28 protein-coding genes are annotated in these 25,135 nt (G+C 71.8%); 3 read left to right on the top strand and 25 right to left on the bottom strand.

Translation table 11 applies throughout. From position 1 onward, the window contains the following. Positions 1 to 13: 13 nt before the first annotated feature. From ccsB to V1457_RS09370, 4 genes are all read right to left on the bottom strand, one after another. Positions 14 to 1,018: a c-type cytochrome biogenesis protein CcsB gene (gene ccsB, locus V1457_RS09385; RefSeq protein ID WP_200068934.1), complete on the bottom strand. Its 1,005-nt coding sequence runs from the start codon at positions 1,016 to 1,018 to the stop codon at positions 14 to 16. Further along, positions 1,018 to 2,631, bottom strand: coding sequence for a cytochrome c biogenesis protein ResB (locus V1457_RS09380; RefSeq protein ID WP_200068933.1), 1,614 nt, complete (start codon positions 2,629 to 2,631; stop codon positions 1,018 to 1,020). The genes ccsB and V1457_RS09380 overlap by 1 nt, the downstream gene beginning before the upstream one ends. Then, complete coding sequence (locus tag V1457_RS09375) at positions 2,631 to 3,413, bottom strand: cytochrome c biogenesis CcdA family protein (protein WP_200068932.1); 783 nt, start codon at positions 3,411 to 3,413, stop codon at positions 2,631 to 2,633. Before V1457_RS09375 ends, V1457_RS09380 begins: the two co-directional genes overlap by 1 nt. 180 nt (positions 3,414 to 3,593) lie before the next feature. After that, positions 3,594 to 4,514 carry a helix-turn-helix transcriptional regulator gene (locus tag V1457_RS09370; RefSeq protein ID WP_338602515.1) on the bottom strand — a complete coding sequence of 307 codons (921 nt, stop codon included), beginning with the start codon at positions 4,512 to 4,514 and terminating at the stop codon, positions 3,594 to 3,596. A gap of 336 nt (positions 4,515 to 4,850) precedes the next feature. Here V1457_RS09370 and V1457_RS09365 point away from each other — a divergent pair, with 336 nt between their 5' ends. After that, entirely contained in the window at positions 4,851 to 5,075 is a 225-nt protein-coding gene (locus V1457_RS09365; RefSeq protein WP_200068930.1) for a hypothetical protein, read from the top strand. Positions 5,076 to 5,088: 13 nt separating this feature from the next. Here the strand turns inward: V1457_RS09365 and V1457_RS09360 are convergent, their stop codons facing one another. The 16 genes from V1457_RS09360 to V1457_RS09285 all read right to left on the bottom strand — a co-directional run bounded on the left by V1457_RS09360 (position 5,089) and on the right by V1457_RS09285 (position 19,081). Further along, positions 5,089 to 5,688: a TlpA disulfide reductase family protein gene (locus V1457_RS09360; protein ID WP_295142387.1), complete on the bottom strand. Its 600-nt coding sequence runs from the start codon at positions 5,686 to 5,688 to the stop codon at positions 5,089 to 5,091. Next, on the bottom strand, positions 5,685 to 6,320 hold the full coding sequence (locus V1457_RS09355) for a histidine phosphatase family protein (protein ID WP_200068928.1): 636 nt from the start codon (positions 6,318 to 6,320) through the stop codon (positions 5,685 to 5,687). The genes V1457_RS09360 and V1457_RS09355 overlap by 4 nt, the downstream gene beginning before the upstream one ends. After that, entirely contained in the window at positions 6,317 to 7,648 is a 1,332-nt protein-coding gene (gene hemL / locus V1457_RS09350) for a glutamate-1-semialdehyde 2,1-aminomutase (protein ID WP_307849921.1), read from the bottom strand. Before hemL ends, V1457_RS09355 begins: the two co-directional genes overlap by 4 nt. 59 nt (positions 7,649 to 7,707) lie before the next feature. Continuing rightward, on the bottom strand, positions 7,708 to 8,061 hold the full coding sequence (locus tag V1457_RS09345; protein ID WP_200068926.1) for a hypothetical protein: 354 nt from the start codon (positions 8,059 to 8,061) through the stop codon (positions 7,708 to 7,710). Between the two features lie 118 nt (positions 8,062 to 8,179). Then, the gene (locus V1457_RS09340; RefSeq protein ID WP_200068925.1) at positions 8,180 to 8,629 is read right to left on the bottom strand and encodes a hypothetical protein; all 450 of its coding nucleotides are present in this window, start codon (positions 8,627 to 8,629) and stop codon (positions 8,180 to 8,182) included. After that, the gene (locus tag V1457_RS09335) at positions 8,622 to 9,053 is read right to left on the bottom strand and encodes a hypothetical protein (protein ID WP_200068924.1); all 432 of its coding nucleotides are present in this window, start codon (positions 9,051 to 9,053) and stop codon (positions 8,622 to 8,624) included. Before V1457_RS09335 ends, V1457_RS09340 begins: the two co-directional genes overlap by 8 nt. Continuing rightward, the gene (locus tag V1457_RS09330; RefSeq protein ID WP_338602505.1) at positions 9,050 to 9,700 is read right to left on the bottom strand and encodes a hypothetical protein; all 651 of its coding nucleotides are present in this window, start codon (positions 9,698 to 9,700) and stop codon (positions 9,050 to 9,052) included. The genes V1457_RS09335 and V1457_RS09330 overlap by 4 nt, the downstream gene beginning before the upstream one ends. Before the next feature lie 82 nt (positions 9,701 to 9,782). After that, the gene (locus V1457_RS09325) at positions 9,783 to 10,361 is read right to left on the bottom strand and encodes a hypothetical protein (protein ID WP_200068922.1); all 579 of its coding nucleotides are present in this window, start codon (positions 10,359 to 10,361) and stop codon (positions 9,783 to 9,785) included. 60 nt (positions 10,362 to 10,421) lie between these two features. After that, complete coding sequence (locus tag V1457_RS09320) at positions 10,422 to 11,009, bottom strand: hypothetical protein (protein WP_200068921.1); 588 nt, start codon at positions 11,007 to 11,009, stop codon at positions 10,422 to 10,424. Beyond that, positions 11,006 to 11,995 (bottom strand): porphobilinogen synthase, encoded by a 990-nt coding sequence (hemB, locus tag V1457_RS09315; RefSeq protein WP_200068920.1) that lies wholly within the window; start codon positions 11,993 to 11,995, stop codon positions 11,006 to 11,008. The genes V1457_RS09320 and hemB overlap by 4 nt, the downstream gene beginning before the upstream one ends. Positions 11,996 to 12,162: 167 nt before the next feature. Beyond that, positions 12,163 to 13,689, bottom strand: coding sequence for a bifunctional uroporphyrinogen-III C-methyltransferase/uroporphyrinogen-III synthase (locus V1457_RS09310; RefSeq protein ID WP_338602500.1), 1,527 nt, complete (start codon positions 13,687 to 13,689; stop codon positions 12,163 to 12,165). 14 nt (positions 13,690 to 13,703) lie between these two features. Beyond that, positions 13,704 to 14,642, bottom strand: a complete 939-nt coding sequence (hemC, locus tag V1457_RS09305; protein ID WP_338602497.1) for a hydroxymethylbilane synthase — start codon at positions 14,640 to 14,642, stop codon at positions 13,704 to 13,706. Next, positions 14,639 to 16,063, bottom strand: coding sequence for a glutamyl-tRNA reductase (locus V1457_RS09300; RefSeq protein ID WP_338602494.1), 1,425 nt, complete (start codon positions 16,061 to 16,063; stop codon positions 14,639 to 14,641). Before V1457_RS09300 ends, hemC begins: the two co-directional genes overlap by 4 nt. Next, the gene (locus tag V1457_RS09295; RefSeq protein ID WP_200068916.1) at positions 16,060 to 16,923 is read right to left on the bottom strand and encodes a redox-sensing transcriptional repressor Rex; all 864 of its coding nucleotides are present in this window, start codon (positions 16,921 to 16,923) and stop codon (positions 16,060 to 16,062) included. Before V1457_RS09295 ends, V1457_RS09300 begins: the two co-directional genes overlap by 4 nt. A 342-nt stretch (positions 16,924 to 17,265) precedes the next feature. Further along, a complete protein-coding gene (locus V1457_RS09290) occupies positions 17,266 to 17,523 on the bottom strand; it encodes a glutaredoxin family protein (RefSeq protein WP_295148950.1) in 258 nt (85 codons plus the stop codon). A gap of 58 nt (positions 17,524 to 17,581) precedes the next feature. Continuing rightward, positions 17,582 to 19,081: an AMP-binding protein gene (locus V1457_RS09285; RefSeq protein ID WP_338602487.1), complete on the bottom strand. Its 1,500-nt coding sequence runs from the start codon at positions 19,079 to 19,081 to the stop codon at positions 17,582 to 17,584. Between the two features lie 292 nt (positions 19,082 to 19,373). Between V1457_RS09285 and V1457_RS09280 the strand changes: the two genes are divergently transcribed. Both V1457_RS09280 and V1457_RS09275 read left to right on the top strand, forming a co-directional pair. Further along, a complete protein-coding gene (locus tag V1457_RS09280) occupies positions 19,374 to 20,042 on the top strand; it encodes a sigma-70 family RNA polymerase sigma factor (protein WP_338602484.1) in 669 nt (222 codons plus the stop codon). A gap of 382 nt (positions 20,043 to 20,424) precedes the next feature. Beyond that, on the top strand, positions 20,425 to 21,285 hold the full coding sequence (locus tag V1457_RS09275; RefSeq protein WP_200069366.1) for an HAD family phosphatase: 861 nt from the start codon (positions 20,425 to 20,427) through the stop codon (positions 21,283 to 21,285). A 14-nt stretch (positions 21,286 to 21,299) separates the two neighbouring features. Here the strand turns inward: V1457_RS09275 and V1457_RS09270 are convergent, their stop codons facing one another. From V1457_RS09270 to proC, 5 genes are all read right to left on the bottom strand, one after another. Beyond that, entirely contained in the window at positions 21,300 to 22,244 is a 945-nt protein-coding gene (locus tag V1457_RS09270) for a lysophospholipid acyltransferase family protein (protein ID WP_338602481.1), read from the bottom strand. An 11-nt stretch (positions 22,245 to 22,255) separates the two neighbouring features. Continuing rightward, positions 22,256 to 23,290, bottom strand: a complete 1,035-nt coding sequence (locus tag V1457_RS09265) for an NAD-dependent epimerase/dehydratase family protein (RefSeq protein ID WP_295143979.1) — start codon at positions 23,288 to 23,290, stop codon at positions 22,256 to 22,258. Between the two features lie 303 nt (positions 23,291 to 23,593). Continuing rightward, positions 23,594 to 23,695 (bottom strand): 30S ribosomal protein bS22, encoded by a 102-nt coding sequence (locus V1457_RS09260; protein WP_003402602.1) that lies wholly within the window; start codon positions 23,693 to 23,695, stop codon positions 23,594 to 23,596. A 220-nt stretch (positions 23,696 to 23,915) separates the two neighbouring features. Continuing rightward, a complete protein-coding gene (locus V1457_RS09255; protein ID WP_200068910.1) occupies positions 23,916 to 24,140 on the bottom strand; it encodes a helix-turn-helix domain-containing protein in 225 nt (74 codons plus the stop codon). A gap of 162 nt (positions 24,141 to 24,302) precedes the next feature. Next, on the bottom strand, positions 24,303 to 25,112 hold the full coding sequence (gene proC, locus V1457_RS09250) for a pyrroline-5-carboxylate reductase (protein WP_338602470.1): 810 nt from the start codon (positions 25,110 to 25,112) through the stop codon (positions 24,303 to 24,305). Positions 25,113 to 25,135: the final 23 nt, after the last annotated feature.

Genomic DNA, 25,135 nt, shown 5'->3' with positions numbered 1-25,135 from the left:
TCGGATCATGGACTCACAGCCCAGCGTACGAGTGCAGCCCGGAGACGACGATGTTGATGAAGAACAGGTTGAAGATCATCACGGCCAGCCCGGCGATGTTGACCCAGGCGGCCCGCACGCCGCGCCATCCCGCGGTCGCGCGCGCGTGCAAGTACGCAGCGTAGACGACCCAGGCGATGAACGAGCAGGTCTCCTTCGGGTCCCAGCCCCAGAACCGGCCCCAGGCGGCCTCCGCCCAGATCGCCCCGGCGATGATCGCGAACGTCCACACCGGGAAGATGATCACGGTGGCGCGGTAGGCCATCCGGTCCAGCGCCTGCCCGGCGGGCAGCCGGGAACCGAATTTCACCATTTTCAGCGGGTTGTTCTCGTACCGCGCGCGCAGCAGGTACAGCACGCTGGCGGTACCCGCGAACATCAGCGCACCGCTGGAGATGATCGCCGCGGTCACGTGGATCACGATCCAGTAGGACTGCAGCGCGGGCTGCAGCGGAGCCGCCTTCGCGTACAGCACCGTGCCGGACAGGAACAGCAGCAGCACCACCGGCAGCAGCAGGAAACCGCCGAGCCCGCGCAACTGCGCCGGAGTCGCGTCGCGGCGCTCGGCCCGCATCTGCCGGAACAGCACGATCGTCCAGGCGATCACCGCCGCGAGGCAGATCGCCGAGCCGAACTCGTACATGTTGCCCCACGGCGCCCGGCCGGTCGCGACCCCGCGGAAGATCAACGAGGCGGCGTGCACCAGCGCGCCGAGCACCGTCATCGACACCGCCATGCCGCCGAAGCGCTCGGACAGCGGGCGGCCCTGCGGCTGCTCGACCCGGCCGACGCCGCCGTTGGACTCCGCGGCCGAGCCACCGCCCGCGGTGACCAGCTCCGCCTCCCGCGCGGCCTTGACCTGCTTGCGACCGCCGTAGGCGAATTCGGCGAAGTACAGCAGCATGGCCGCGATGTAGATCACGACCGAGGTCGCGAAGGCCATGTCGCTGTAGGTGGACAGCGTCTGGTTGACCGGCATCAGCTCTTCCTTCCGCGCACGGATTCCGACCCGGAAGGCTCCGCGTCGGAGCCATCGGTCCCGAGCAAGTCCTTGGCCAACCTGGTGAATTCTTCGCCATAGCCGGCCTGATCGGTCCGGGCGAGTCCGCCGACCTCGACAACGGTACGCGCGGAACCGTCCTGTTCGGCCTCCGGGTGCGAGGCCACCCGCACCCAGATCCGGCGGCGCTTGATGCTCAGCGAAGCGGTCAGCCCGAAGATCACCGCGATCGCCGCGATCAGCACGTACTGCTGGGACGGGTCGTGCGAGACCTGCAGGTTGGCCCACCGCTCGACGCCGTCGAAGTGCACCTTGGTGCCGTCGGCGAGCCGGAGTTCCTGCCCGACGCGCAGGTTCTCCCGCGCGACCCGCTGCAGCCGCCCGGACTCGACCATCTTCTGGTCCACGCCGAAGATCGACTGCCCGCGTCCGGAGTCCAGCCCGAGGTCGCCGCGCAGCACGTCCACCGCCGCAGCCGGGTCCAGCAGGTCCGGGAACCGCGAACCGAGCACCTTGCCGTCGTAGCCGGCCGTCGGCGCGAACAGCCCGGTAACCGCCATCTGGGTCTCGCGCCGCTGCTTCTCATCGGTCACGCCGGGCTGGTCGAACTTGGTGGCGCCCTGGGACAACTTCGTCGTCGTGTCCATCGGCTGCCACTGCACGGTGCTGGTGCGCTTCTGCCCGTCCGGCCAGGTGACGGTGAACGTCGGCGCGTAGCCCTCACCGGTCAGGTAGACCCGGTCGCCAGCAGTGCGCAGCGGATGGTTCACCTGCAGATCGTGCTGCTGCCAGTCGCCGCTGGCCAGGTCCTCCCCGGACTGGTAGTCCACGTCGGCCTGGAAACCCGCAGGCTGTCCGGTGTGCTGGTACTTGACGTTGAGGTCGTTGACCCGCAAGCAGAACGGGCTCAGCCGGGTTCCGTCCACGTTCAGCCCGGCGCGGAACGAGTCGTAGTTGTAGGTGCCGGAGTTGCAGAACTCCGAACCGTCGGCCATCACGATGACCTGGCCCTCGTAGCTGTAGAGCTTGCCGCCCGCGAGCCCGATCAACAGGGCCACCAGTGCGAAGTGGAACACCAGGTTCCCGGCCTCGCGCAGGTAGCCGCGCTCCGCGCTGATCGAGCGGCGGCCTTCGTCGTCGGTGCGCTCGTCCTTGCGCCAGCCGCGCAGCTTGCGGTTCGCGGTTGCCAGCACCTCGTCCGGCGTTCCGTCCACAGTGGCCGTCGCGTGGTGCGGCATCCGCTCGAGATTCCGCGGCGTGCGCACCGGCCTGCCGCGCAGCTGCCGGTAGTACTCCAGGCAGCGCGGCAGCAGGCAGCCGATCAGCGAGATGAACAGCAGCACGTAGATCGAGGCGAACCAGACCGAGCTGAACACCTCGAACACGCCCAGCTTGTCCAGGATCGGCGCGACCTTCGGGTAATCCTTGAAGTACTTGTCGACCTCGCCCGGGTTCAGCGAGCGCTGCGGGATCAGCGCGCCGGGCAGCGCGGCCATCGCCAGCAGGAACAGCAGCACCAGCGCGGTGCGCATGGACGTCAGGCCACGCCAGGTGTTGCGCAGGAAAGCCAGGGCGGTGCGGACTCGGGACATCAGATCGGCGTCTCGAATCCGTTTACAGGTTCACGCAAAACCGCGATCAGTTCTCCCCAAAGACCGGTGACGAGCAGCAAGCCCACCACTACCAGCAGCGCACCACCGGCGATCTGGATGACGCGCCCGCGGCCGCGCAGCCAGCCCGCGCTGCGCACCGCCCACCGGGCACCGAGCGCCAGCAGCACGAACGGGAGGCCGAGGCCGAAGCAGTAGGCGGCGACGAGCAGAACACCGCGCACGGCCGTGCTGGTGCTCACGTCGGTGCCGATGGCCAGCGACATCACACCGGTCAACGTCGGCCCGAGGCACGGTGTCCACCCGAGACCGAACACGGCACCCAGCAGCGGGGCGCCCCACAGCCCGGCCTGCGGGACCTTGTGCACCCGCACGTCGCGTTGCAGCGCGGGAACCAGGCCGATGAACACGAGCCCCATCGCGACCGTGATCACTCCGCCGATGCGTTGCAGCAGCGGCTCGTTGGCCAGCAACGCGTCGGACAACCCGAGCAGCAGCAGCGAACTGGCGCCGAACACGACGCTGAACCCGGCCACGAACAGCAGCGCGGCGCCGGCGACCCGCCAGCGGCCGCGGCGCGTGCGCTGCGCCTCGCCCGCGTCGATCGGCGGGGATTCCGCGCCGACGACGCCCGCGAGGTAGGCGAGATAGCCCGGCACCAGCGGGACCACGCACGGCGAAGCGAAGCTGACGGCCCCGGCGAGCACCGCGATGACGGCCGCGAACAGCAGCGGGCCGGACGCGGCGAGCTCGGTCGGGTTCACGGCTCCGAGGGTAGGGCCGAGGCTAGTGTGGCTACGCACCACCCCGCGTGACCACGCGCACAACCACTTGCCAGGCCCGCACCGGCTCGCGCTCGGGCGCGCCGGAGCGATCAGCAGCCGCTCGCGGACCGGCCGGATTCCGCTCAGCGCCGAAGACCTGCAAGCGGCAACGGCGGAGCACTACGCGGGAACGTGGTCGGCCTCGAGCTGCGCGGCCCGCTCGGTGATCAGCCGGACCGAGTCGTCCGCGGACAGCGCGGCTCCGGCCACCCGGGACAGCGACTCGAAGAACGGCGCGGTTTCCGCGCTGTCGTCCAGGAAAGCACCGGACCGCAGGTGCTCGACGTGCACGATGGGCCGTTGCCGCCGGAACTCCAGCAGCATCTGATCGCCGTTCATGCCCGCGTGCGCACCCGCCGCGAACGGCACGACCTGCACCGTGATGTGCGCGCGCCGGGCCATCCGCAGCACGTGCCGGAGCTGGTCGAGCATCACCTCCGGCCCGCCGACGGGGCGGCACAGCACCGCCTCGTCCAGGTAGGCGCGGAACCGCACCGGCTCCTGCTCCCTGGTCAGCACGCCTTGCCTGCCGAGCCGCAGCGCGACGTGCGATTCCAGGTCGGCACCGGTGACACCGCCCGCGGTCAGCACCGCCCGCGCGTAGTCGGCGGTCTGCAGCAGCCCCGGCACCAGCGCCAGCGCGACATCGGTGATCTCGGTGGCGAACCGCTCGTAGTCGATCAGCGCGGCCAGCGCGGCCGGTGTTCCGGCGTGCCCGCCGACCTCCCACCAGCGCGGCTCGGCGGCGGCCTGCACCAGCTCGAAGAGCCGGGCGCGTTCCGGGCCGGTGACCCCCAAGGTGCCCAGCAGCGTCGCCATCTCGGTTTCACCGGGAACGCGTTCGCCGGATTCGATGCGGCCCAGCGTCGCCCTGGACCATCCGCAGCGCTGCGCGAGTTGTTCCAGCCGCAGCGCGGCGTTCTTGCGCAACGTGCGGATTTCCATGCCGAGGCTGCGGGCGCGGACGCTGGATCCGGCCGCGCCGGGAGTGCGCTGTTGAACAGGGCTTTCCCCGGCGTCGGTTGCTCGAACGCTGGACATAGCAGGAATCTATTTTCTGCGCTGAGACCGTGCCATCGCTCGATTCGGTGAAGCGGATTGCCTTTCCGCGTTCCGGGACGGTCTCATTCTGGAATGAGCGCGACCGCGCGGCCCCGCTCCGGCAAACCGACCCCGGCATACCGACTGCGGCAACACCGACGGGGCAACACCGACTCGGCAACGCGGACCGCCGCAACACCGGCCGACTGCGGCGACCCGGTCACCGTCCGCCCGCCGCTCCGCCGGAACACCGCAGGCGGACCGGGACCGTCGACCACCGGTCGCACCTGCCGCGCCGGTCGAGGCGCGAACCGAACGACGCGGAATGGAGCCACGATGCCCCGGCAGCAAGGCTTGACCTACGTGTGGCGCCCGATCCCGACCGGGCGGCACGCCTTCGCTGCCGCAGCGCTGGACGCGGCGCCGGATTCGCCGGTCACCTCCTACTGCGGAGTGCACACCGAAGCGGGCGAGCTGCACGGGCGCACCGAGCGGGAATGGGTGCAGCAGGGCACCTGCATGGAATGCTGGCGGGCCTTGACCGGATCCCGCGTCCAATAGGTGCGCCCGTGAGTCAGCCTCGGGCAGCCTGCTCCGACGCGATCTTCTGCACTTCGGGGAGCAGTTCGCTCTCCAGCATCTCGGTCAGGAAGATCGCAGCCACCCGGTGCTGCCGGTCCAGCACGATGGTGGAAGGCACGGCGCTGCGCGGATAGTTGCGCAACGCCAGCAGCGAACGACCCGACGCGTCGAAAATGGACGGGTAGGTGAGTCCGCGATCGCGGTGGAAGTCCCGCGCCGCCGAGCGGCTGTCCCGCACGTCGATGCCGAGCACCTGCACGCCCTGCGGACCCAACTTGTCCTGCACCGCCTGCAGGTCGTCGGCCTCCGAGCGGCACGGGCCGCACCACGAACCCCACAGGTTCAGCACCACGACCTGGTTCGGGAAGTCCTTGATCCCGATCTGCTTGCCTTCCTCCAGCAAGCTGTCCCCGCCCAGGCTGGCCAGCGGCTTGCGCTCGGCGGGCGGGTAGAAGATGCGGGTCTGCCCGCCCGGCGAGACGAACGTGAACTCGGAGCCCTGGTCCACCGCGTCCTTGCCCGCCGTGGCGCAGCCGCCGACCAGCGCGAGCACCGTGACCGCGAGCACCAACCGCAGCAACAGCTTCCTCATGCCCCGGTCACCCTCGGATCGGTTTCGCCTGCCGGTTCCGCGTAAGCCACCCGCACCAGTTCCTCGTCCCGGAAGACCAGGCTAGTCAGCGAAGCCAGCGAGCACTGCCGGTTGCGCGGGTCGTGCCACATCCGCTTTCCCTCCACGAAGCGGCGCAACGTCCAGATCGGGAGCTGGTGCGACACGCACACCGCCTCGTTGCCCGCGGCGGCGGCCCTGGCGCGCTGCGCGGCGGCGAGCATCCGGTGCGCGACGCGCAGGTAGGGCTCGCCCCAGGACGGGGCGAACGGGTTCCACAGCTTCGGCCAGTGCTGCGGCGAGCGCAGCGCGCCGTCACCGACGGAAACCCGCAGGCCCTCGAACTTGTTCTCGGACTCGATCAGCCGCTCGTCGGTGTGCACGTCCAGCGCGAACGCCGCGGTGATCGGTTCCGCGGTCTGCTGGGCGCGCTGCAGCGGCGAGGCCGCGACGTGCGTCACCGGGCGCCCGGTCAGGAACTCCGCGACCGTCTTCGCCTGACGTTCGCCCTGGTCGGACAGCCGGTAGCCGGGCAGCCGCCCGTAGAGGACCTGCTCCGGGTTGTAGACCTCGCCGTGCCGCAGGAAGTGCACGATCGTCTTGACCGGGCTCACGCGGGCTCCTTCGCCGCGGCCGCGGCGGCCGCGGCGTGCGGAGCGGCTTCGGCGATCCGCTCGAACGCCCCCTCGTCCATCGCGGCGTTGACGAACCAGCACTCGAACGCGCTCGGCGGCGGGTAGACGCCGCGGTCCAGGAAGGCGTTGAAGAAGGCCGGGAAGCGCCACGCCTGCTGCGCCTGCGCCTGCTCGTAGTTCGTCACCGGCGTTTCGCTGAAGAACACGCTGACCAGGTTGCCCGCGAACGCGACCTGGTGCGGCACGCCTTGCGCGGACAGCGCCGAGCCGAGCAGATCGCCCAGCCGCGCCGCGTTGCGGTCCAGCGCCGCGTAGACGTCCGCGTCCGCGGCGCGCAGGTTGGCCAGCCCGGCAGCGACCGCGACCGGGTTCCCGGCCAAGGTGCCCGCCTGGTACACCGGCCCGGTCGGCGCCAGCAGCTCCATCACGTCGGCGCGGCCGCCGAACGCCGCGGCGGGCAGGCCACCGGACATGACCTTGCCGAAGGAGTAGAGGTCGCCTGCCACGCCGTCCAGGCCGAACCAGCCCGAAGCCGAGACTCGGAAGCCGGTCATCACCTCGTCCATGATCAGCAGCGCCCCGGCGGCGCTGGTGATCTCGCGCAGCGCCGCGTTGAAGCCGGGCTGCGGAGCGATCGCGCCCATGTTGCCCGCGGCGGCCTCGGTGATCACGCACGCGATGTCGTCGCCGTGCTCGGCGAACGCGGTGCGCACCGCGTCGACGTCGTTGTACGGCAGGACGATGGTGTCCGCGGCCTGCGCGCCGGTGACCCCCGGCGTGCTCGGCAGCCCCAGCGTCGCCAGTCCCGAACCGGCGCCTGCCAGCAGCGAGTCGACGTGCCCGTGGTAGCAGCCCGCGAACTTCACCACCTTGCGCTTGCCGGTGAACGCGCGCGCCAGCCGCACCGAGCTCATCGTGGCCTCGGTGCCGGAGTTGACCAGCCGGACCTGCTGCACCGGCTCGACCCGGCGGATGATCTCGGCGGAGAGCTCGATCTCACCGACGCCCGGCGTGCCGAAGGACAGCCCGCTGCCCGCGGCGTCCTGCACGGCCTTGACCACGTCCGGATGCGCGTGCCCGTTGACCATCGGCCCCCACGAGGAGACGAGGTCGACGTACTCGTTGCCGTCGGCGTCCCACATGCGAGGACCTTCGGCGCGCACCATGAACCGCGGGGTGCCACCGACGGACCGGAAGGCGCGCACCGGGGAATTGACGCCACCCGGGGTGACTTCCTGCGCTCGATCGAACAACTCCCGCGAACGGGGCGCCGCAGGATTCGGGTTGCCAGGGGTTTCGGCTGTCACGCCTCCAGTCTGACAGGCCGCGGAGTGTGCGTTGCCGCACCCCGCGCGGGCCCCGGCCGTCAGCGGCGCGGTCCGCGGGAGCGGCGCACCCGCCATGCCAGCATCGACTGCCGGACCACGTCGATCACGGCGAAGGCCGCCGCGGTCGCGGCGGTGACGCTGAGCCCGACCCAGTTGCCCGCGATCCGGGTCGAGTGCATCGGTGCCCCGTCCGCACCCGGCACCTCGACGCTCGATCGCGACTCGCCCCAGCACCACCACGCGGCGAACACGAGCGCGATGATCAGCAGAACTTCCCCGGCTGCGATGGCCAGCCGCCACGGCTGCGCCAGCCGCCCGGCCGGGGCAGCGGTGTTCGCGGTGTCCTCGTGCGGCATCGGCCCGTCGGCCGAACACGGTTCCGGAAACGTCACGCCACGCAGGGTCTCACGCGGTCGTGCGACCCGACGCCGCGTCGTGGGTCCACGGCTCCGCCCGAGTCCGGCTCTTGATCTCTGCCCGGTCCGCAGCGCAGCCGCTGAGCAGCCGCCCCTAGGGCTCGACCAGCAGCGGCCGCAGTTCCTCGAGCAAAGCCGCGGGGTCCTTGGCCCAGGCCAGCACTACGCGGTCGTCCGCTAACCGCAGCGGAATCTCGCCCATGCCCTTCGGCGGGGTGAAACCGCCGCCCAGCACCGGCACGCCCATCGGCGCTCCCACGTCGGTGATCGCGGCGATCCGCGCGATCTCCAGATCTTCCCGGCCGACCGTGAGCAGCGTCGGCGTCAACCGCACCAGCAGCGCGCGCCGCCGCGCGTACACCCACGCCGCGGCCGCCACGGCCAGCACTCCGGCCAGCAGCAGCCACGCGGCGAGGTTCACGACACCGGGTGTGAGGAGTTCGACGAGCAGTCCGCAGCCGGCGAAGACCGGCCCCCACGCGACGGGCCACCAGGTCGAACCGTCCTCGGCGTAGAGGACCGGGCCGGTTTCGGCGTCACTCATGCTCGCCGGTCACCCATTCCGTTCCGGTCTTCGACCAGCAGCACCACGCGGCCGCGCCGCCGAGCACCAGCACGATGAGGTTGACCACGGTCAGGGATTGGCTGCCGAGCATCATCACCACCTGCACCGCCAGCAGCACGGACACCCCGATCCTGGACCACGGCCGCCGGGTCAGGATCAGCAGCCCCAGCACGACGTATCCGGCGGCGAAGACCACCGCGATGCCGGTGTTGATCAGCAGCAGTTGCAGCGTCCGGTCCGCCGCCTGCTCGGGTGCCGCCGCGTGGTTGGCCACCAGCTGCTGCTGCAGCGCGGACCGTCCCGCCCACGAGAAGGCCGTCTGCACGAGCAGGAAGGCCGCCAGCGCGCACCAGAGCCCGACGCCCGCGCGCACCGCCTGCGGCGCGGTGTTCGCGGCGCTCACCGGTACGACCTCGCTGCGAAGTACCACTGCGAAGGCTTGAGGTAGCTGAGCACGATGAACGCGGCCATCGCGACGAGTTCCAAGGCGCTGCGCGCGTAGCCGAGCGCGACGAGGCCGGCGGGTTCGACCACGCCGGGCGGCAGTTCACCCTCGCCCCAGCCCGAACCGCCGACGATCAGGCCGGACAACGCGGCGAGCACCCAGACCGCGGCGAACACGGTGAGCGTGACCCGCGCCCAGTTCCGGCCCGCGCGGAGGCTGAACCCGAAGATGATCCACAACGCGGTCAGCACCACCAGCACGACCGTGGCGACCACGAAGAACGCCACGAGCACGTTGGCAGCGGTCTGCGCCGCCAGTTCTTGCTGCCCGCCTGCGAACTCCGCGGCCAAGAGTTCCCGCGTGAAGCCCTGGGTCTGGAAGAAGCTCACCGCGTAGAGCACCGTGGCCACCACCGGCACCACCACCGCGAGCCAGAACGCGGCTTCGACGGTTCCCGGCCTGCGCGGCTCGCCCGGATCCGGTGCGGACGGCGCCGCGTACGGGTCGGCCTGCTGGTATTGCGGGTAGCCGCCCGGCTGCTGCGGAAATCCACTCGGTGGCGGCTGCTGGCCGCGCTGCTGCCCAGGATCGTGCGGTGACGTCACGTGCAGAACAGTAGAAATCCGGCAAGGTCGCTGTCCACCTGTTCGATCAACATCACCGGTTCGCGAGCACCTGGCGTGCCGATCAGGGGCGGTAGGTGAAGTGATCGCGCGCCGAGCTCGCGAACATGCACAGCACCGTCGCGCTCAGCGCCACGACCTGCGCCGCCTCCAGCACCACGTACAGCGGGCCGTACGGGTTCTTGCCCACCAGCGCCAGCAGGCTCGAGACCGCCCACACGAACGCGATGGAGGTCAGCACCAGTCGTGCCCACTCGCGGCCGCGGAGCATCGCGAACAGCAACAGCGACCACAACGCCGCCGCGAGCACGGCCATCGCCACCAGGCCGCCGAGGATGCCGAGGTAGACGCTGCGGACGTCGCCGCCGGTGAGCAGGAACTCGGCGTCTCCGAGCATCCGCAGCAGCAGGTCGTCGGAGGCGACGCATTGCACCGCCAGCAGCGCCGAGCCGATCATCACGTCGACCACGCCGAGCCAGAACGCAGCGGTCACCGGCCGCGGGCGGCCCGCATCGGGCTCGCCGACCCAAGCCGGGGAATCGACGGCGCCGGCCTGCGGCCAGGGCGACGCTTGCAGCGCGCCGGAACCGCCGGGCGAGGAATCCGAGTCCGGTTCCGGCCGGGAATCCTGCGAGCTGTTCACATCATCGAGCGTAGATCAGAACAGCCGGATGCTCCCGCGCCGAAATAGCGGGAAACCCCACTACCGGAGGAACGGCGGCCCCTGCATCGGCGGCCCTTGCATCGGCGGGAACGACCGCGGCGCACCGCGCTGGTAGAACCGGTTGGAGTCCGGCAGGAACATCAACACCAGCGCGGCCGCGTGCAACAGCGCCACGAAGACGCTGAAGACGATGTCCAGCGGCGCGATGTCCGCGCCCACCATCCGCACCACCTCGGCGCGCCCCAGCACCGCGAGCGTCAGCAGCGTGACCAGCGTGCCGAACACGCCGAACCCGCCGAACACCGCCAGCACCACGCGCGCCCAGTTGCGGCCTTGCAGCATCCGGGTCGACAAACCGGCGTAGACCACGACAATCGCCGAGGCGAACAGCAGCGTGATCAGCACCCCGTTGTTCGCGGCCGCGTCCAGCTCCTGCTGGTTGAGCTGCGGAGCCGCGCCGTGCAGCTCGTTGATCAGCCGCTCCCGGTCGGCCAGCTGCCACAGCGACCGCACGAACTCGAACGCCGCGGCCGCGATCCACAACCACCGGGCCAGCTCCAACGTCCGCGGCGCGGGTGGCTGTCCCTGCGGTTCGGAAGCACCCTCGGACGACTGCGGTGCGATCACTTGAGCCCCAGGCTTTCCCGGTACCACTGGGACAGCTCGGTCGCGTAGTAGGTCAGCACGATGTCCGCGCCCGCGCGCCGGATGGAGGTCACCGTCTCCTGCACGATGCGCCGCCGGTCCAGCCAGCCGTGCGCGGCGGTCGCCTCGATCATCGAGTACTCACCGGAGACCTGGTAGGCCGCGACCGGCACGTCGGACAGCGCCGCCACGTCGCGCAGCACGTCCAGGTAGGACATGGCGGGCTTGACCATCACCATGTCCGCACCCTCGGCCAGGTCCAGGTCCGCTTCGCGCAGCCCCTCCCGGCCGTTGCCGGGGTCCTGCTGGTAGGTGTTGCGGTCCCCGGACAGCTGCGAGTCCACGGCCTCCCGGAACGGCCCGTAGAACGCCGAGGCGTACTTCGCCGAGTAGGCCAGCACCGAGGTGTCGGCGAACCCGGTCGCGTCCAGCGAATCCCGGATCACCGAAACCTGGCCGTCCATCATGCCGCTCGGCGAGATCACCTGCGCCCCGGCCTCGGCCTGCGCGACCGCCATCTCGCCGTAGACCTGCAGCGTCCGGTCGTTGTCCACCACGCCGTCGTCGTCCAGCACACCGCAGTGGCCGTGGTCGGTGAACTCGTCCAGGCAGGTGTCGGCCATCAGGACCGTGCTGTCGCCGACCTCGGCGGCCAGGTCCCGCAGCCCGGTGTTGAGCACGCCGTTCGGGTCCACCGCGCCGGAACCGGTGGCGTCGTGCTCGGCGGGCACGCCGAACAGCATCAGCCCGCCCACTCCGGCGCTGACCGCTTCGGTCGCGGCTTTGCGCAGCGAATCCCGGCTGTGGTGCACCACGCCCGGCATGGAGGTGATGCCCACCGGTTCGGACAAGCCCTCCCGCAGGAACATCGGCAGCACCAGGTGCCTCGGTTCCACGCTCGTTTCGGAAACCAGCCGGCGCACGGCGGCGGTGCGGCGCAACCTGCGCGGGCGATGCGACGGATACATCGGCGAGCTCCTCGCGACGACGAACGGCGACCGGCGAGCGGTCGCGAATCAGGCGGATCTCCGGGCACCGCGAGCCGGTGTCCACGGCCTCCCCAGGACCAGCCTGCCAGTGCCGGAAAGCAACGTGGCCCGGACCCCGCGTTCGCGAGATCCGGGCCACGACGTCGTCAGCTCCGGCGGGCGCGCTTGGCCTTCTTCGGCGGCGGCAGCGCTCCCTCGGCGCGCAGCTTGGCCGCGTGCTCGGCCAGCGCGTCGACCAGCGCCGGTACCTGCGCCAGCTCGGGCTGCACGTCCACCCGCAGGCCGAATTCCTTGGCCGTCTCGGCCGTGTTCGGGCCGATGCAGGCCACCAGCGTGCGCGCGTGCGGCTTGCCCGCGATGCCGACCAGGTTCCGCACCGTCGACGAGGAGGTGAAGCACACCGCGTCGAACCCGCCGGTCTTGATCATCTCGCGGGTCTCGGCGGGCGGCGGCGCGGCCCGCACCGTGCGGTAGGCCGTCACGTCGTCGATCTCCCAGCCGCGCTCGCGCAACCCCGCCGACAGCGTCTCGGTGGCGATGTCCGCGCGCGGCAGCAGCACCCGGTCCACCGGGTCGAGGATGTCGTCGTGCGGCGGGAAGTCCTGCAGCAGGCCCTCGCTGGTCTGGTCGCCGGAGGGCAGCAGCTCCGGGGTGATGCCGAACGAGCGGACCTTCTCCGCGGTGGCCTCCCCGACGCAGGCGAGCTTCACACCGGAGAACGCGCGCGCGTCCAGGCCGAACTCGCGGAACTTCTCCCACACCGCGCGGACCGCGTTGGTCGAGGTGAACACCACCCACTGGTAGCGGCCGTCGACCAGGCCCTTCACCGCGCGCTCCATCTGCGCGGGGCTGCGCGGCGGCTCCACCGAGATCGTCGGCACCTCGTGCGAGACGGCGCCGTGCGACCAGAGCCGCTCGCTCATCGAACCGGCCTGCTCCTTGGTGCGCGGCACCAGGATCTTCCAGCCGTACAGCGCGCGGGACTCCCACCAGGACAGCCCGGAGCGCTCCGAGCTGACCGATCCGATCGTCACCACCAGCGGGCCTTGCAGCTCACCCGCGTCCGCGGGCAGCGAGGCCAGCGTGGTGTCGATCGTGCGCTGCTGGACCGTGGTTCCGGACGAGGTCACCGCGACCGGGGTCTGCGCGGCCATGCCGTGCTCGACCAGCGCCGAAGCGGCCTCCGCCAGGTGGCTGCCGGTCGCGTGCAGCACCAGCGCACCCGGCTGCGCGGCCAGCGCCGCCCAGTCCACCTCACCGCGCACGTCGACCTCGGTGTGGCCGGCGCCGAGCGCGACACCCGCGTAGGCGGGCACCGCGCTGCCCGGCGAAACCCCGGGCACGATGTCGAACGCGGCGTCGGTGCGCGCGACCTCGCGGACCTCGCGGACCACGGCGTCCGAGGTCAGCGGGTCACCGGAGACCAGCCGGACCACCGGCCGCCCGGTTCCCGCCTCGTTCGCCAGGTCCTGGGCCACCTCGCCCGGCTCGCCCACGGCGGGGCGCACCTCGGAGCCGTCCGCGGCCATCGCGACCACGTCGGCGGGCACATCCGGATCGGTCACCACCAGCGAAGCAGTGGTGAGCACATACTTCGCCCGAACGGTGAGCAGTCCCGCGTCACCGGGGCCGGAGCCCACGAATGCGATCCGTCCTGGGCTCTTGCGTGTCATCAGGGCACTCCCCATCAACTACTACCGGGACCGCTGAGCAAAGCGTCCCTGGCATCGAGCAGCTCGGCGGCCAGCGCCCGGCCGAGCTGCTCTGCGGCGGTCGTCTCACCAGTGCTGGAGGCGCGCACCAAACGATTCCCGTCGGTCGCCACGACCCCGCGCACGGACAGCCGCTGTGCCAGGCCGCCGTCCGGTTCGAGGTCCTCCACCACTTCGGCCAGCGCGCCGATCGGCGCATTGCAACCGCCCTCCAGCGCAGCCAACATGGCGCGCTCGGCGATCACCGCGGCGCGGCAGGCCGGGTCGTCCAGAACGGACTGGAGCAGGTGCTCGTTGTCCACGTCGTCGACGCGGCATTCCACGGCCAGCGCGCCTTGGGCGGGCGCGGGCAGCATCTGGAGTGGATCGAGCGATTCCGTGATCACCCCGAGCCGGCCGACTCGGGCCAGCCCGGCGCGCGCGAGCACGACGGCGTCCATCTCGCCGTCGCTCACCTTGCGCAGGCGGGTGTCCACGTTGCCGCGGATGCCGCGCACCTCCAGACCGAGGCCGAGGGCCTCCAGCTGGCTGGCGCGACGCGGCGAACCGGTGCCCACGACGGAGCCCGGAGGAAGTTCGCCGAGCGTCAAACCGTCCCGTGCCACCAGAGCGTCCCGCGGGTCCTCCCGGACGGGTACGGCGGCCAGCGACAACCGGGGGTCCGGTTCGGTCGGCAGGTCTTTGTAGGAATGCACCGCGACGTCCACCTCGCCGCCCGCGAGCGCATCGCGCAGCGCGGAGGTGAACACCCCGACGCCGATCTCGGCGATCGGAGCCATCGAGCGGTCCCCGGGCGTGTCCACCCGGACCAGCTCGGTCGAGTAACCCGCGGCTTCCAGCGCTTCGGCGACCGTGCTGCTTTGCGCCATCGCCAGCGCGCTGCCCCGGGTCCCGATGCGCAGCGTCTTGTTCACCGGTTTTCACCGTCCTGTTCCGGCCCGTCCGGCTCGGAGCCGCCCTGTTCGGAGCTCCGCAGCAATGCCTGCGCGGAGCGTGCGCCGGTGACCGGCACGTCCTCTGCCGAACGGGGCGCGCGAATCGCGGCGGGGGATTGCGGGTCGAGTTCGAACAGCTCGCGCAGCGCCTCGGCGTAGCCGGAGCCGCCGGGCACCGAGGCGAGCTCCTTGACCCGCACGGTCGGCGCGTGCAGCAGCTTGTCCACCACGCGGCGCACCGTGCGGTTCAGCTCGTTGCGCACGTCGCCGTCCAGGTCGGCGGGCAGCCGGGAGTCCAGCCGCAGCAGCTCGGAGTCCACCACCTCGGCGGCGCGCTTGCGCAGCGCAGTCACGGTCGGGGTGACCTCCGCCGAGCGCTGCGCGGCCAGGTAGCCGCGCAGCTCTTCGGCCACGATCCGGTCGGCGCGTTCGCTCTCGCTGCCACCGCGCTGCTCGGTCAGCCGCTGCTGCAGGGTCTCCAGGTCGACCACGGCCACTCCGGCCAGCTCGGCCACGCCGGGAGAGGTGTCCCGCGGCAGCCCGAGGTCGCAGAACAGCAGCGGCCGCTGCGGATCCTGCCGGTCCTGCACCGCACCGGCGACGATGTCCTCGGTGACCACCGCACCGACCGCGCCGGTGCAGGTCACCACGAGGTCGGCGGCGGTGATCGCGGTTCGCAGCCGGTCCAGTTCGACGGTGCCGGCCGCGACGCCCTCGGCGCGCAGCGACTCGGCGAGCCGCGCACCGTTGGCGGCGGTCCGGTTGGCGATCGTCACCTCGGCGATCCCGGCGCGCCGCAGCTGCGCGGCGGCCAGCGCGCCCATCGAGCCCGCGCCGACCAGCAGCGCGCGCCGACCGGCCACGCCGCCCAGAGCGGCCTCGGCGTCCGAAAGCGCCTCGGAGACCACCGAGGCACCGGCGCCGTCGATCTCGGTTTCGGCGTGCACCCGCTTGCCGACGCGCAACGCCTGCTGCGCCAGCTCGTGCAGCGTGCGGCCAACGGTGCCGGCCTGATCGGCGACCCCGTACGCCTGCCGCAGCTGACCCAGGATCTGGGCCTCGCCGACGACCATCGAGTCCAGGCCGGCGGCAACCGAGAACAGGTGCTCGACGGCCGCACCGGCGTAGTGCACGTAGAAGTGGTCGGCCAGCTCAGCGACCTCGGCACCGGCCTGCCTGGCCAGCACCGCGGTCACGTCGTCCAGCCCGCCGTGGAAGGTCTCGGCGACCGCGTACACCTCGACGCGGTTGCAGGTGGAGACCAGGAAGGCCTCGCTGATGTGGTCCCGGGCGATCAGCTCGTCGAGCACCTTGCCGACGTCCTCGGCGCCGATCGCGGCGCGCTCCAGCACCCGGACCGGCGCGGTCCGGTGCGAAAGCCCGACGGTGAGCAGGTTCACGGCCGAACCACCATCCCGTCCGCATCCTCGCGCTGCTGCGCGGGTTCCGAATTCCCTTCGCCGTCCGCGCCGCGGCCCGGCGGACCCCCGTCGCCCGCGATGCCGGTACCGACGGCCGCCGCCTCCTGATTGCGCCGCGCCACGTGGAACGAAAGGATCTGCATCTCCACCGCCAGGTCGACCTTGCGCACCTCGACGTGCTCGGGGACCTGCAGGACGACCGGTGCGAAGTTCAGGATGCACACCACGCCGCCCTCGACCAACCGATCGCACACCTCCTGCGCGCCTTCGGCCGGGGTGGCGATCACGCCGATGGTGACCTCCCGCTCGCGGCAGACATCGACGATGTCCTCGACCGCGTTGACCGGGATGCCGCCGACCGGCACGTCCAGCAGATCCGGATCCAGGTCGAACAGCGCGGCGACCGGGAAGCCGCGGTTGAGGAAGCCGCCGTAGTTCGCGAGCGCGTGCCCCAGGTTACCGATGCCCACGACGGCGACGCGGTGCTTGCGGGTCAGCCCCAGCGTCCGCTCGATCTGCCCGATCAGCACGCCGACCTCGTAGCCGACGCCGCGGGTTCCGTAGGAGCCGATGTAGGACAGGTCCTTGCGCAGCTTCGCCGAGTTCACCCCGGCGAACGCGGCCAGTTCCTCGCTGGAAACCGTTCCGGTGCCCTGCTCGTCCAGGCTGGAGAGCACGCGCAGGTACACGGCCAGCCGCGCGACGGCCGCCTCCGGGATGGCCCTCGCGCGCTCCCGCGCGGCGGGTACGTCGATCGACTCGGGTGACCGTCCGGACCCGGACGGGACTTCCGCCGACTGCCCGGCTTCGTCCCGCACGCCCTCTCCGTGGGCCGTCACTGGCGCTCCCTTGACCTGCCTTGGTGATGCTGCCCGCCGCGCCCGCTCCGCGGGAGCGCACACCGGCGAACACGGGGTGCGAACCGCCGACTCCGCTGGCACGGCTCCGTCGACCACCGTAGCCACTTGTGAAGACGGGCACAAAGTCCGCGTGCGCTGCCTACGACGGCCGCACGAGCACCCCGCTCCATGATGTCCGAAACGCCGCCGGGAACCAAAACGGCTGGTCAGCGCGATGACTGAGAACGCCCCCGCGAGCGGCGGAGGCGGTGGCGCCGGGTACCGGCGGATCAGTCGTTGATCTTGAACGGTGCCGAACGACACATGCCAGGACAGCCGTGCTCAGCGCTGCAGCGCCGCCCGCAGCCGCGCGGGCTCGACCTTCCAGAAGCCGTGCTCGGCGCCGTCCACCAGGATCACCGGGACCCGGTCGCCGTACTCGGCGCGCTGCTCGGCGTCCGCGTCGACGTCCTCGGTCGTGCAGCGGGCGCCGAGTTCGGAGCAGATCTCGCGCACCGCGGCCACCGCCTCGTCGCACAGGTGGCACTGCTCGCGCACCAGCACCGTCACCGCGTGCCCGCTGCCCGGCTGCTCGGACACCGCCACCTCCCCGCTTCGTTCGGCCCGCGTCGTTCGCCGTCCGACCGTACTGAACGGCTCACTCGGCCGGCCGCGAGCCGCGCAGCGGCCTGCGGGCGACCTTGCCCGTCGGCGAGTGCGGCAACGAGGCCGCGAACACGACCGACGCGGGCACCTTGAACTTCGCCAGCCGCGCGGCGCAGTGCTCGCGCACGCCGTCCGCGGTGAGCCCCGCGTCCGGATCGGCGACCACGACGGCTTTGATCGTTTCGCCCTGCGCCTCGTCCGGCACGCCGATCGCGGCCGCTTCCCGCACCCCGGGCAGCTCGGCCAGCACCGACTCGATCTCGTGCGGGAACACGTTGAAACCGTGCACCACGATCAGGTCGGTGGCCCGGTCCACCAGGTGCAGGTCACCGTCGGCGTCGAAGTAGCCGACGTCGCCGGTGCGGAACCAGCCGTCCTGGTCCGGGCCGTGCACCGCGTCCGGCCAGTAGCCGCGGAACAGGTTCGGCCCGCGCGCCGCTACCCGCCCGGTGTCCCCTTCCTCGATGGACGAACCGTCGGCGTCGACCAGCCGCAGCTGCACGTCCGGCAGCGGGCGGCCCACCGAACCCGGCTTCGCCCGCGCGCTGGCCAGCGTCGTGGTCAGCACCGGACCGGTCTCGGTGAGCCCGTAGCCCTCGAAGATGTCCAGCCCGGTCGCCGAGCGCACCGCCGTGGCCACGTCCACGCCCAGCGGAGCGGCGCCGGAGGTCAGCAACCGGACCGTCGACATGCTTTGCCGCAGGCGCTGCGCCGGGACCTTCAGCCACGCCTGGTACATCGGCGGCACGCCGACCACGGCGGTGACCCGGAATTCGGCGATCGCGGCCAGAGCCTCCTCCGGGTCGAACTCGGGCAGCAGCACCGCCGTGGCGCCGACCGAGGCGACCTGCAGCAGCCCAGGGCCGAGCCCGTAGACGTGGTACATCGGCAGCGCGAGCAGCACCCGGTCGGCGGCGTTGACCGGCATCGGCCGCAGCCGCGCGCATTGGCGCACGTTGGCCAGCAGCGCCGAGTGCGACAGCATCGCGCCGCGCGCGGGCCCGGAGGTGCCCGAGGTGTAGCAGAGCACGGCCAGGTCGCCGCCCGGTGACTCGACCTCAGCCCCGGCCGCTTCGGTGTCCACCGTCGGCGCCAGCACCGCGACCCCGTCGAACGACTCGTTGCCCAGCAACAGCCGAGCACCGCTGTCCTCGAGCACGCGCAACGTCTCGAGCCGCGGAGACGCGGGGGACAGCGGCACGGCGATGGCACCGGCGCGCAGCACCGCGAACAGCGCGACGCAGAACTCCACGCCGTTCGGCAGCGCCATCGCGACCCGGTCGCCGGGCTGCACACCGGCCGCGCGCAGCCGCAGGGCTTGCCCGGTCACCGCGGCGTCCAGTTCGGACCAGGTCAGTTCGCGACCGGTGCCCGCGTCCAGCACCGCCGGGTGCTGCGGCCCGCGTTCGGCGGCCGACCGCAGCAGGCGCGCCAGGTTCGGGTCCTGCTCGGCACCGCCGCCCAGCAGCGGCGGGCAGGTTTCGGCCGACATGACTGCACCTCCTTTCGGGCGCCGGTCAAACGGGTGGTCCGGCACCGGGCTGACCCCCGCAGTCTTGCACGGAGTGTTTTACGTCACCCGAGCGCGCGTCCCGCATGCCGCGCAAACCGCGATGAATCCGAGACCTGCAAGCACTACCTACTTCTGAGTAACAACCCGTATGCTCCGGCGCACGCCCCCGACTCAGATCGTTGCACCAGGCCAGCAGCCAACTCGGTGACCCGGGGTGCGGCGGTCGGCACCGCGGCAGGGTCGCCCCCACGGCAGGAGGTCGGTCGAAACAATGCCCACCAGCACGCTGCCCAGCCCGGCACCATCGCCCGCTACGGCACCGGCCACCGGCCGGCACGCGGGCCTAGCGGCACGCAGGCACGCACCGACCCGTCCGGCCGCGGCGCCGCACAGCGACAGCTGGCGCCACGTCGACGCGGCGCAGAACGGCGACAACGACGCCTTCGGCAGGCTCTACGACGAGTACTCGCACATCGTCTACCGGTACGTGCTGTTCCGGGTCAGCGATCACTGCCTGGCCGAGGACATCACCAGCGAGACCTTCCTGCGCGCGCTGCGGCGCATCGCGACCGTCAGCTACCAGGGCCGGGACGTGGCCGCGTGGTTCATCACGATCGCCAAGAACCTCGTGCTCGACCACGTGAAGTCCAGCCGCAACCGGCTGGAGGTCCCGGCCGCCGACCTCACCGACACGCACCGGCCGCAGACCCAGTGCGGGCCGGAGCAGCAGGTGCTCGACGCCGCCACCCAGCACGAGCTGCTGCACTGCGTCCGGCAGCTCAACCCGGACCAGCGGGAGTGCATCCGGCTGCGGTTCATGCAGGGGCTCTCGGTCACCGAGACCGCGCAGCGGATGCAGCGCGGAGAAGGGGCGATCAAAGCCCTGCAGCACCGCGCGGTTCGCCGCCTCGCGCACCTGCTGCCGGACGATGTGCGCTGAGCGAACGGATCACGATCATGTTCCGGCCGGGTCGATCGGCGTGGACCGCGCCAACCGGACAGCAGGCAGCCTCTAAGCTGGGAGCCTGCTGATCCGGGTCGCCGCGCCGGCGGCAACGGCCCGCGCACCAGCCACCAGACCAGGAGACCCACCAAGCCGGAGACCGGGAGGCGCGGCGGTGCCGACACGTCCAGGCTCAGCCGGAGGCCAGGGCGACGGCTGTCCGGGCGACGACCAGCGCAGCCTCGGCAGGCACGATGCCGACCAGCCCGATGCCGACCAGCCGAACCGGAACGGCACCGGAGACGGCCCGGCCGAAGGCCGCGCGCGCAACGGCCGGGGCAGCGGCGAGCCGAACGGCCCGATTCCGGCGCAGCTCCCGCTGGACAGCGCGAAGCTCGCCGGACGCGCCTCCGCGGAGGCCGCCGTCGCCGGTGCCGAACCGGACGGCGCGCTGGCCGCGCCCCCCGACCTCACCGCGGCGGCGTTCTTCGACGTGGACAACACGATGATGATGGGCGCGTCGCTGTTCCACTTCGCCCGCGGGATGGCCGCGCGGAAGTTCTTCACCGCCGCCGACCTGGCCGGATTCGCCTGGCAGCAGCTCAAGTTCCGCGTCGGCGGCCGGGAGAGCGCCGGCGACGTGCAGGCCAGCCGGGAGCAGGCGCTGTCGTTCGTGGCCGGGCGCAGCGTCGCCGAGCTGGTCGAACTCAGCGAGGAGATCTACGACGAGCTGCTGGCCGACCGGATCTGGGCGGGCACCCGAGCGCTGGCCCAGATGCACCTGGACGCCGGTCAGCGGGTGTGGCTGGTCACCGCGACCCCGGTGGAGCTGGCGCAGATCATCGCGCGGCGGCTCGGGCTGACCGGAGCGCTCGGCACGGTGGCCGGGCACGCCGACGGTGTCTACACCGGCCGGCTGGTCGGGGAGATGCTGCACGGCCGGGCCAAGGCGCACGCGGTGCGCGCCCTCGCGGCCAGCGAGGGGCTGGACCTGCGCCGCTGCACCGCGTACTCGGACTCGGCCAACGACGTGCCGATGCTGTCCGCGGTGGGCACCGCGGTCGCGGTGAACCCGGACCAGCGCTTGCGGGACATCGCGCGCTCGCGCGGCTGGGAGATCCGCGACTTCCGCACCGGCCGCAAGGCGGCCCGCATCGGCGCGCAGTCGATGCTCGGCGCCGGTGCCGTGGCCGGTGCGATCGCCGCAGGACTCGCCTACCGGCGCCGCGACCGCTCCTGAACGAGGCGGGCCGCTCAGCCGAGGAAAACGCTGCGGCGCTGGGAGAGCAGCCGGTAGAGGGTCTGCTGGATGATCTCGCGGACCTGGTCGCTGAGGCTGAACACCACCATCGGATCGTCCGCGGCGCCTTCCCCGTACGAAGCGGTCTCCACCGGCTCGCCGAACTCGATGTACCACTTCGACGGCAGCGGAACCGCCCCGAGCGGCCCGAAATGCGGGAAGAACGGCGTCACCGGGAAGTACGGCAGCCCCAGCAGCCGGGCCAGCGGCTTGAGGTCGCCGATCTTCGGGTAGATCTCCTCCGCGCCGACGATCGAGCAGGGCACGATCGGCACCCCGGTCCGCATCGCCGCCGAGACGAACCCGCCGCGGCCAAACCGCTGCAGCTTGTAGCGGTCCCGGAACGGCTTGCCGACGCCCTTGAAGCCCTCCGGCCACACCCCGACCAGCTCGCCCGCCCGCATCAGCCGCTCCGCGTCCGGGTTGCAGGCCAGCGTGTGCCCGGCCTTGCGGGCGATGGACCCGACCATCGGCAGCCGGAACACCAGGTCCGCGCCCAGCATCCGCAGGTGCCGCCCGGGATCGTGGTGATCGCGCAGCGCCACCGTCGTCATCAGCGCGTCCAGCGGCAGCGTGCCGGAGTGGTTCGCGACGACCAGCGCGCCCGAGTCGGGCACGTTGTGCAGCCCGATGGTCTCGACCCGGAACCACTTCTCGTACAGCGGCCGCAGCGGCGGCACGACGAGGTGGTCGGTGAGGTCCTCGTCGAAGCCGAACTCGTCCACCCGGTAGTCGCCGAGCAGCCGGCGCCGGGCGAAGGCCATCGCATCGGCGACCGCGTCCTCCCAGCCGCCGTCCCCGGCGGGCACCGCGTCCGGCACCGGCGCCACCGGTCCGCGGCGGGCTCCGGGGCCGCGCTGCTCCGCCGGGTGCAGCGGGATCACGCGCGCATCAGCCATCAGGTCTCCCATCACCGCAGTCGGGCGAGCAGGTCACCGACGCCGTGCTCCAGCGCGGTGATGCGCTCCGGGTCGATCACCGGGTGCAGGTCCCGCCCGCGCACGAAGTCGTCGAACGCCTGCTGGGTCGTCCAGCGCGGGGTGAACCCGAAGCGCTCCCGCAGCTTCGTGGTGTCCACCACCCGGCCGAAGTTGAGGAACCGCATCTGCTCGGGGGAGAAGTCCACCAGCCGGGCACCGCGGAAGAACCGGCTCATCGCGGGCACCCCCAGCCGCGGCACCGGGACCGCGACGCGACCGGCGCGGCGGATCGCCTGCGAGAGCATCAGGACCCCGTCGCCGCCGACGTTGAAGACCCCGGGCAACGCCTGCGCGGTCGCCTTCTCCAGCACCGCCAGCGCGTCCTCGGAGTGCAGCAGCTGCATCCGGGCGTCGTAGCCGAGCACGGTCGGCACCAGCGGCAGGGCGAAGTAGCGGGTGAGGTCGGCGTCGATGCGCGGCCCGATCAAGTGCGTGAACCGCAGCGTCGTGATGTCCACGTCGGGCCTGCGCCTGCCGAAGCCGCGCACGTAGCCCTCGATCTCCCCGGCGTCCTTGGCGTAACCGGAGGACGGCACGTCCTTGGGTTCCATGTCCTCGGTGAACACCGCCGGATCGCGCGGGCTCGCGCCGTAGACGGCGGTCGTGGACTTCACCACCAGCCTGCGCACCAGCGGCGACTTCTGGCAGGCGGCCAGCAGTTGCATGGTGCCGATGACGTTGAGCTCCTTCATCGCGGCCCGCCCTTCGGGGCCGGCGTTCGAGCTCACCGCCGCGTGCACGACCGTGTCCACGTTCGCCCCGGAGATCACCTTGGCGATCAGCGGGTTGCGGATGTCGGCGCGCACGAACTCGGTGCGGCCGAGCCTGCGCTGCAGGTCCGGACGCGGCGGGGCGGTGTCCACGCCGAGCACTCGTTCGATCGCGGGGTCCGCGGCCAGCCGGGCGGCGAGGTGCCCGCCGAGGAAGCTGCTGACGCCGGTCACGAGCACGACGTTCGGCACCATGGTTCTCCCCGAGATGTGCGGCCGGAAAGCGATCGCTCGCGCTTGCGCGAACCAGCGCGGCACCGAAAGCACGAACCTCGCTCGTGATGCTACCGAGAGCGCGCGAGGCCCCGGTTACGTGCGCGGAAACGCCGAGGGCGATCGGTGGGAACCCCAACAGCGCACCCGGAGCCGGGCAACCCGAGATCGCGTACACCACCGGAGCGGGTGGTAAACGAACCGCCGCCGACCGCAACGGGTCGGCGGCGGTGCAAAACGCCGGGCGGCGCGCCCCCGGGTACCGGGTCGCGTCGGCGCGAGGTCTTACTTGCCCAACTTGCGACGCTGGACGCGGGTCCGGCGCAGAAGCTTGCGGTGCTTCTTCTTGGACATGCGCTTGCGGCGCTTCTTGATGACCGAGCCCATGCGGCATCCTTCGCTGTCGGCGGTGCTACGAATCCCGTGCCGGTGCGGGCCGCTCCCTGGCGCAGCCGGTGTGGCACCGGCACCAGGCACGAACGATCCCGCAGCTTACCGCGCCGCCGGTGCCGCCCTGACGGAGTGGTCCCGGCACGGCGGCACGGCGTGCGCGGCGAGCACCGCGCTCGAACAGCGAATCCGTTGCTGCGGAGCGAAAAACCGCTCCTCAACCCGCGTTGTAGTAGGCGTGCTCCAGGTAGTGGTGCACGTCGCTCTCCGCCACGCGGAAGGAACGGCCCACTCGCGCGGCGGGGAGCTCACCTGCGTGCACCAGCCGGTACACGGTCATCTTGGACACCCGCATCATCCTGGCCACCTCGGCCACGGTGAGGAACTGCACCTGACCGGCCTGCGGGGGCGCTTGCTGGCTGGGTTCCGAGTTCGCGGACATGCTTCACCGAGCCCTTCGCACACCACGCTCCGCCGGCTTCCCCTCCGGCGGACACTGCACGGGCGTGCCCTGTCGAGAGTAGCGGGACGGCTGGGATGGCTGCGATGCACGAACGACCCGGTTTCAGGAGTTTGCGCCCGTCAGCGGCGGGGAACCGGGCGCTCAGTCGTGCGCGCGGCCCAGTTCCGCCGATCGGTCCCTGGCGGCCTCGACGGCGTCGGTGAGCGCGGCGCGCACCCCGTGCTTGTCGAGTTCGCGGATGCCCGCGGCGGTCGTGCCCGCCGGGGACGTCACCGCTTCGCGCAGGAGCGCCGGATGGTTCTCCGGTCCGTCGCGCAGCATCGTTGCCGCGCCCATCGCGGCCTGCACCACCAGGTCCTTGGCGGTGCCGCGCGGGACGCCGAGCAGGACTCCCGCGTCCGTCATGGCCTCGACCAGGTAGAAGAAGTAGGCGGGCCCGGAGCCGGACAGCGCGGTCACCGCGTCCTGCTGCTGCTCCGGCACGCGAACCACGCGGCCGACGCTGCCGAGCAGTTCCTCCGCCAGTTCCAGGTGCTCGTCGGTGGCGTGCGCGCCGCCGGAGATCGCGCTCATCGCCTCGCCCACCAGCATCGGAGTGTTCGGCATGACCCGGATGACCGGCGTGCCCTCGGCAAGCCGCCGCTCGAAGAGCTTGGCGGGCAGGCCCGCGCACATCGACACCAGCAGCTTGTCCGGTCCCAGCAAGGGGGCAACCTCGTCCAGCAGCGGGTCGATGTCCTGCGGCTTGACCGCCACCACCAGCACGTCCGCGCGGTTCGCCGCGGTGGGCACGTCGACGTGCTCGATGCCGTACTTCCCGGTGAGTTCGGCGGCCCGCTGCGAGTAGCGCTCGGTGAACATCAGCTCGGCCGGGGCGCGCCCGGCGTCCAGGAGCCCCGCGAGCAGCGACTCGCCGATCTTGCCCGCTCCGAGCACGGCAATGGTCTTCATGCGGCACAGGGTGCCAGAACACC

The sequence above is a fragment of the Saccharopolyspora sp. SCSIO 74807 genome (assembly GCF_037023755.1).
In the GTDB taxonomy this organism is placed as follows: domain Bacteria; phylum Actinomycetota; class Actinomycetes; order Mycobacteriales; family Pseudonocardiaceae; genus Saccharopolyspora_C; species Saccharopolyspora_C galaxeae.
The sequence above is the reverse complement of the archived record's forward strand: the minus strand, read 5'-3'. Positions and strand labels throughout refer to the sequence as shown.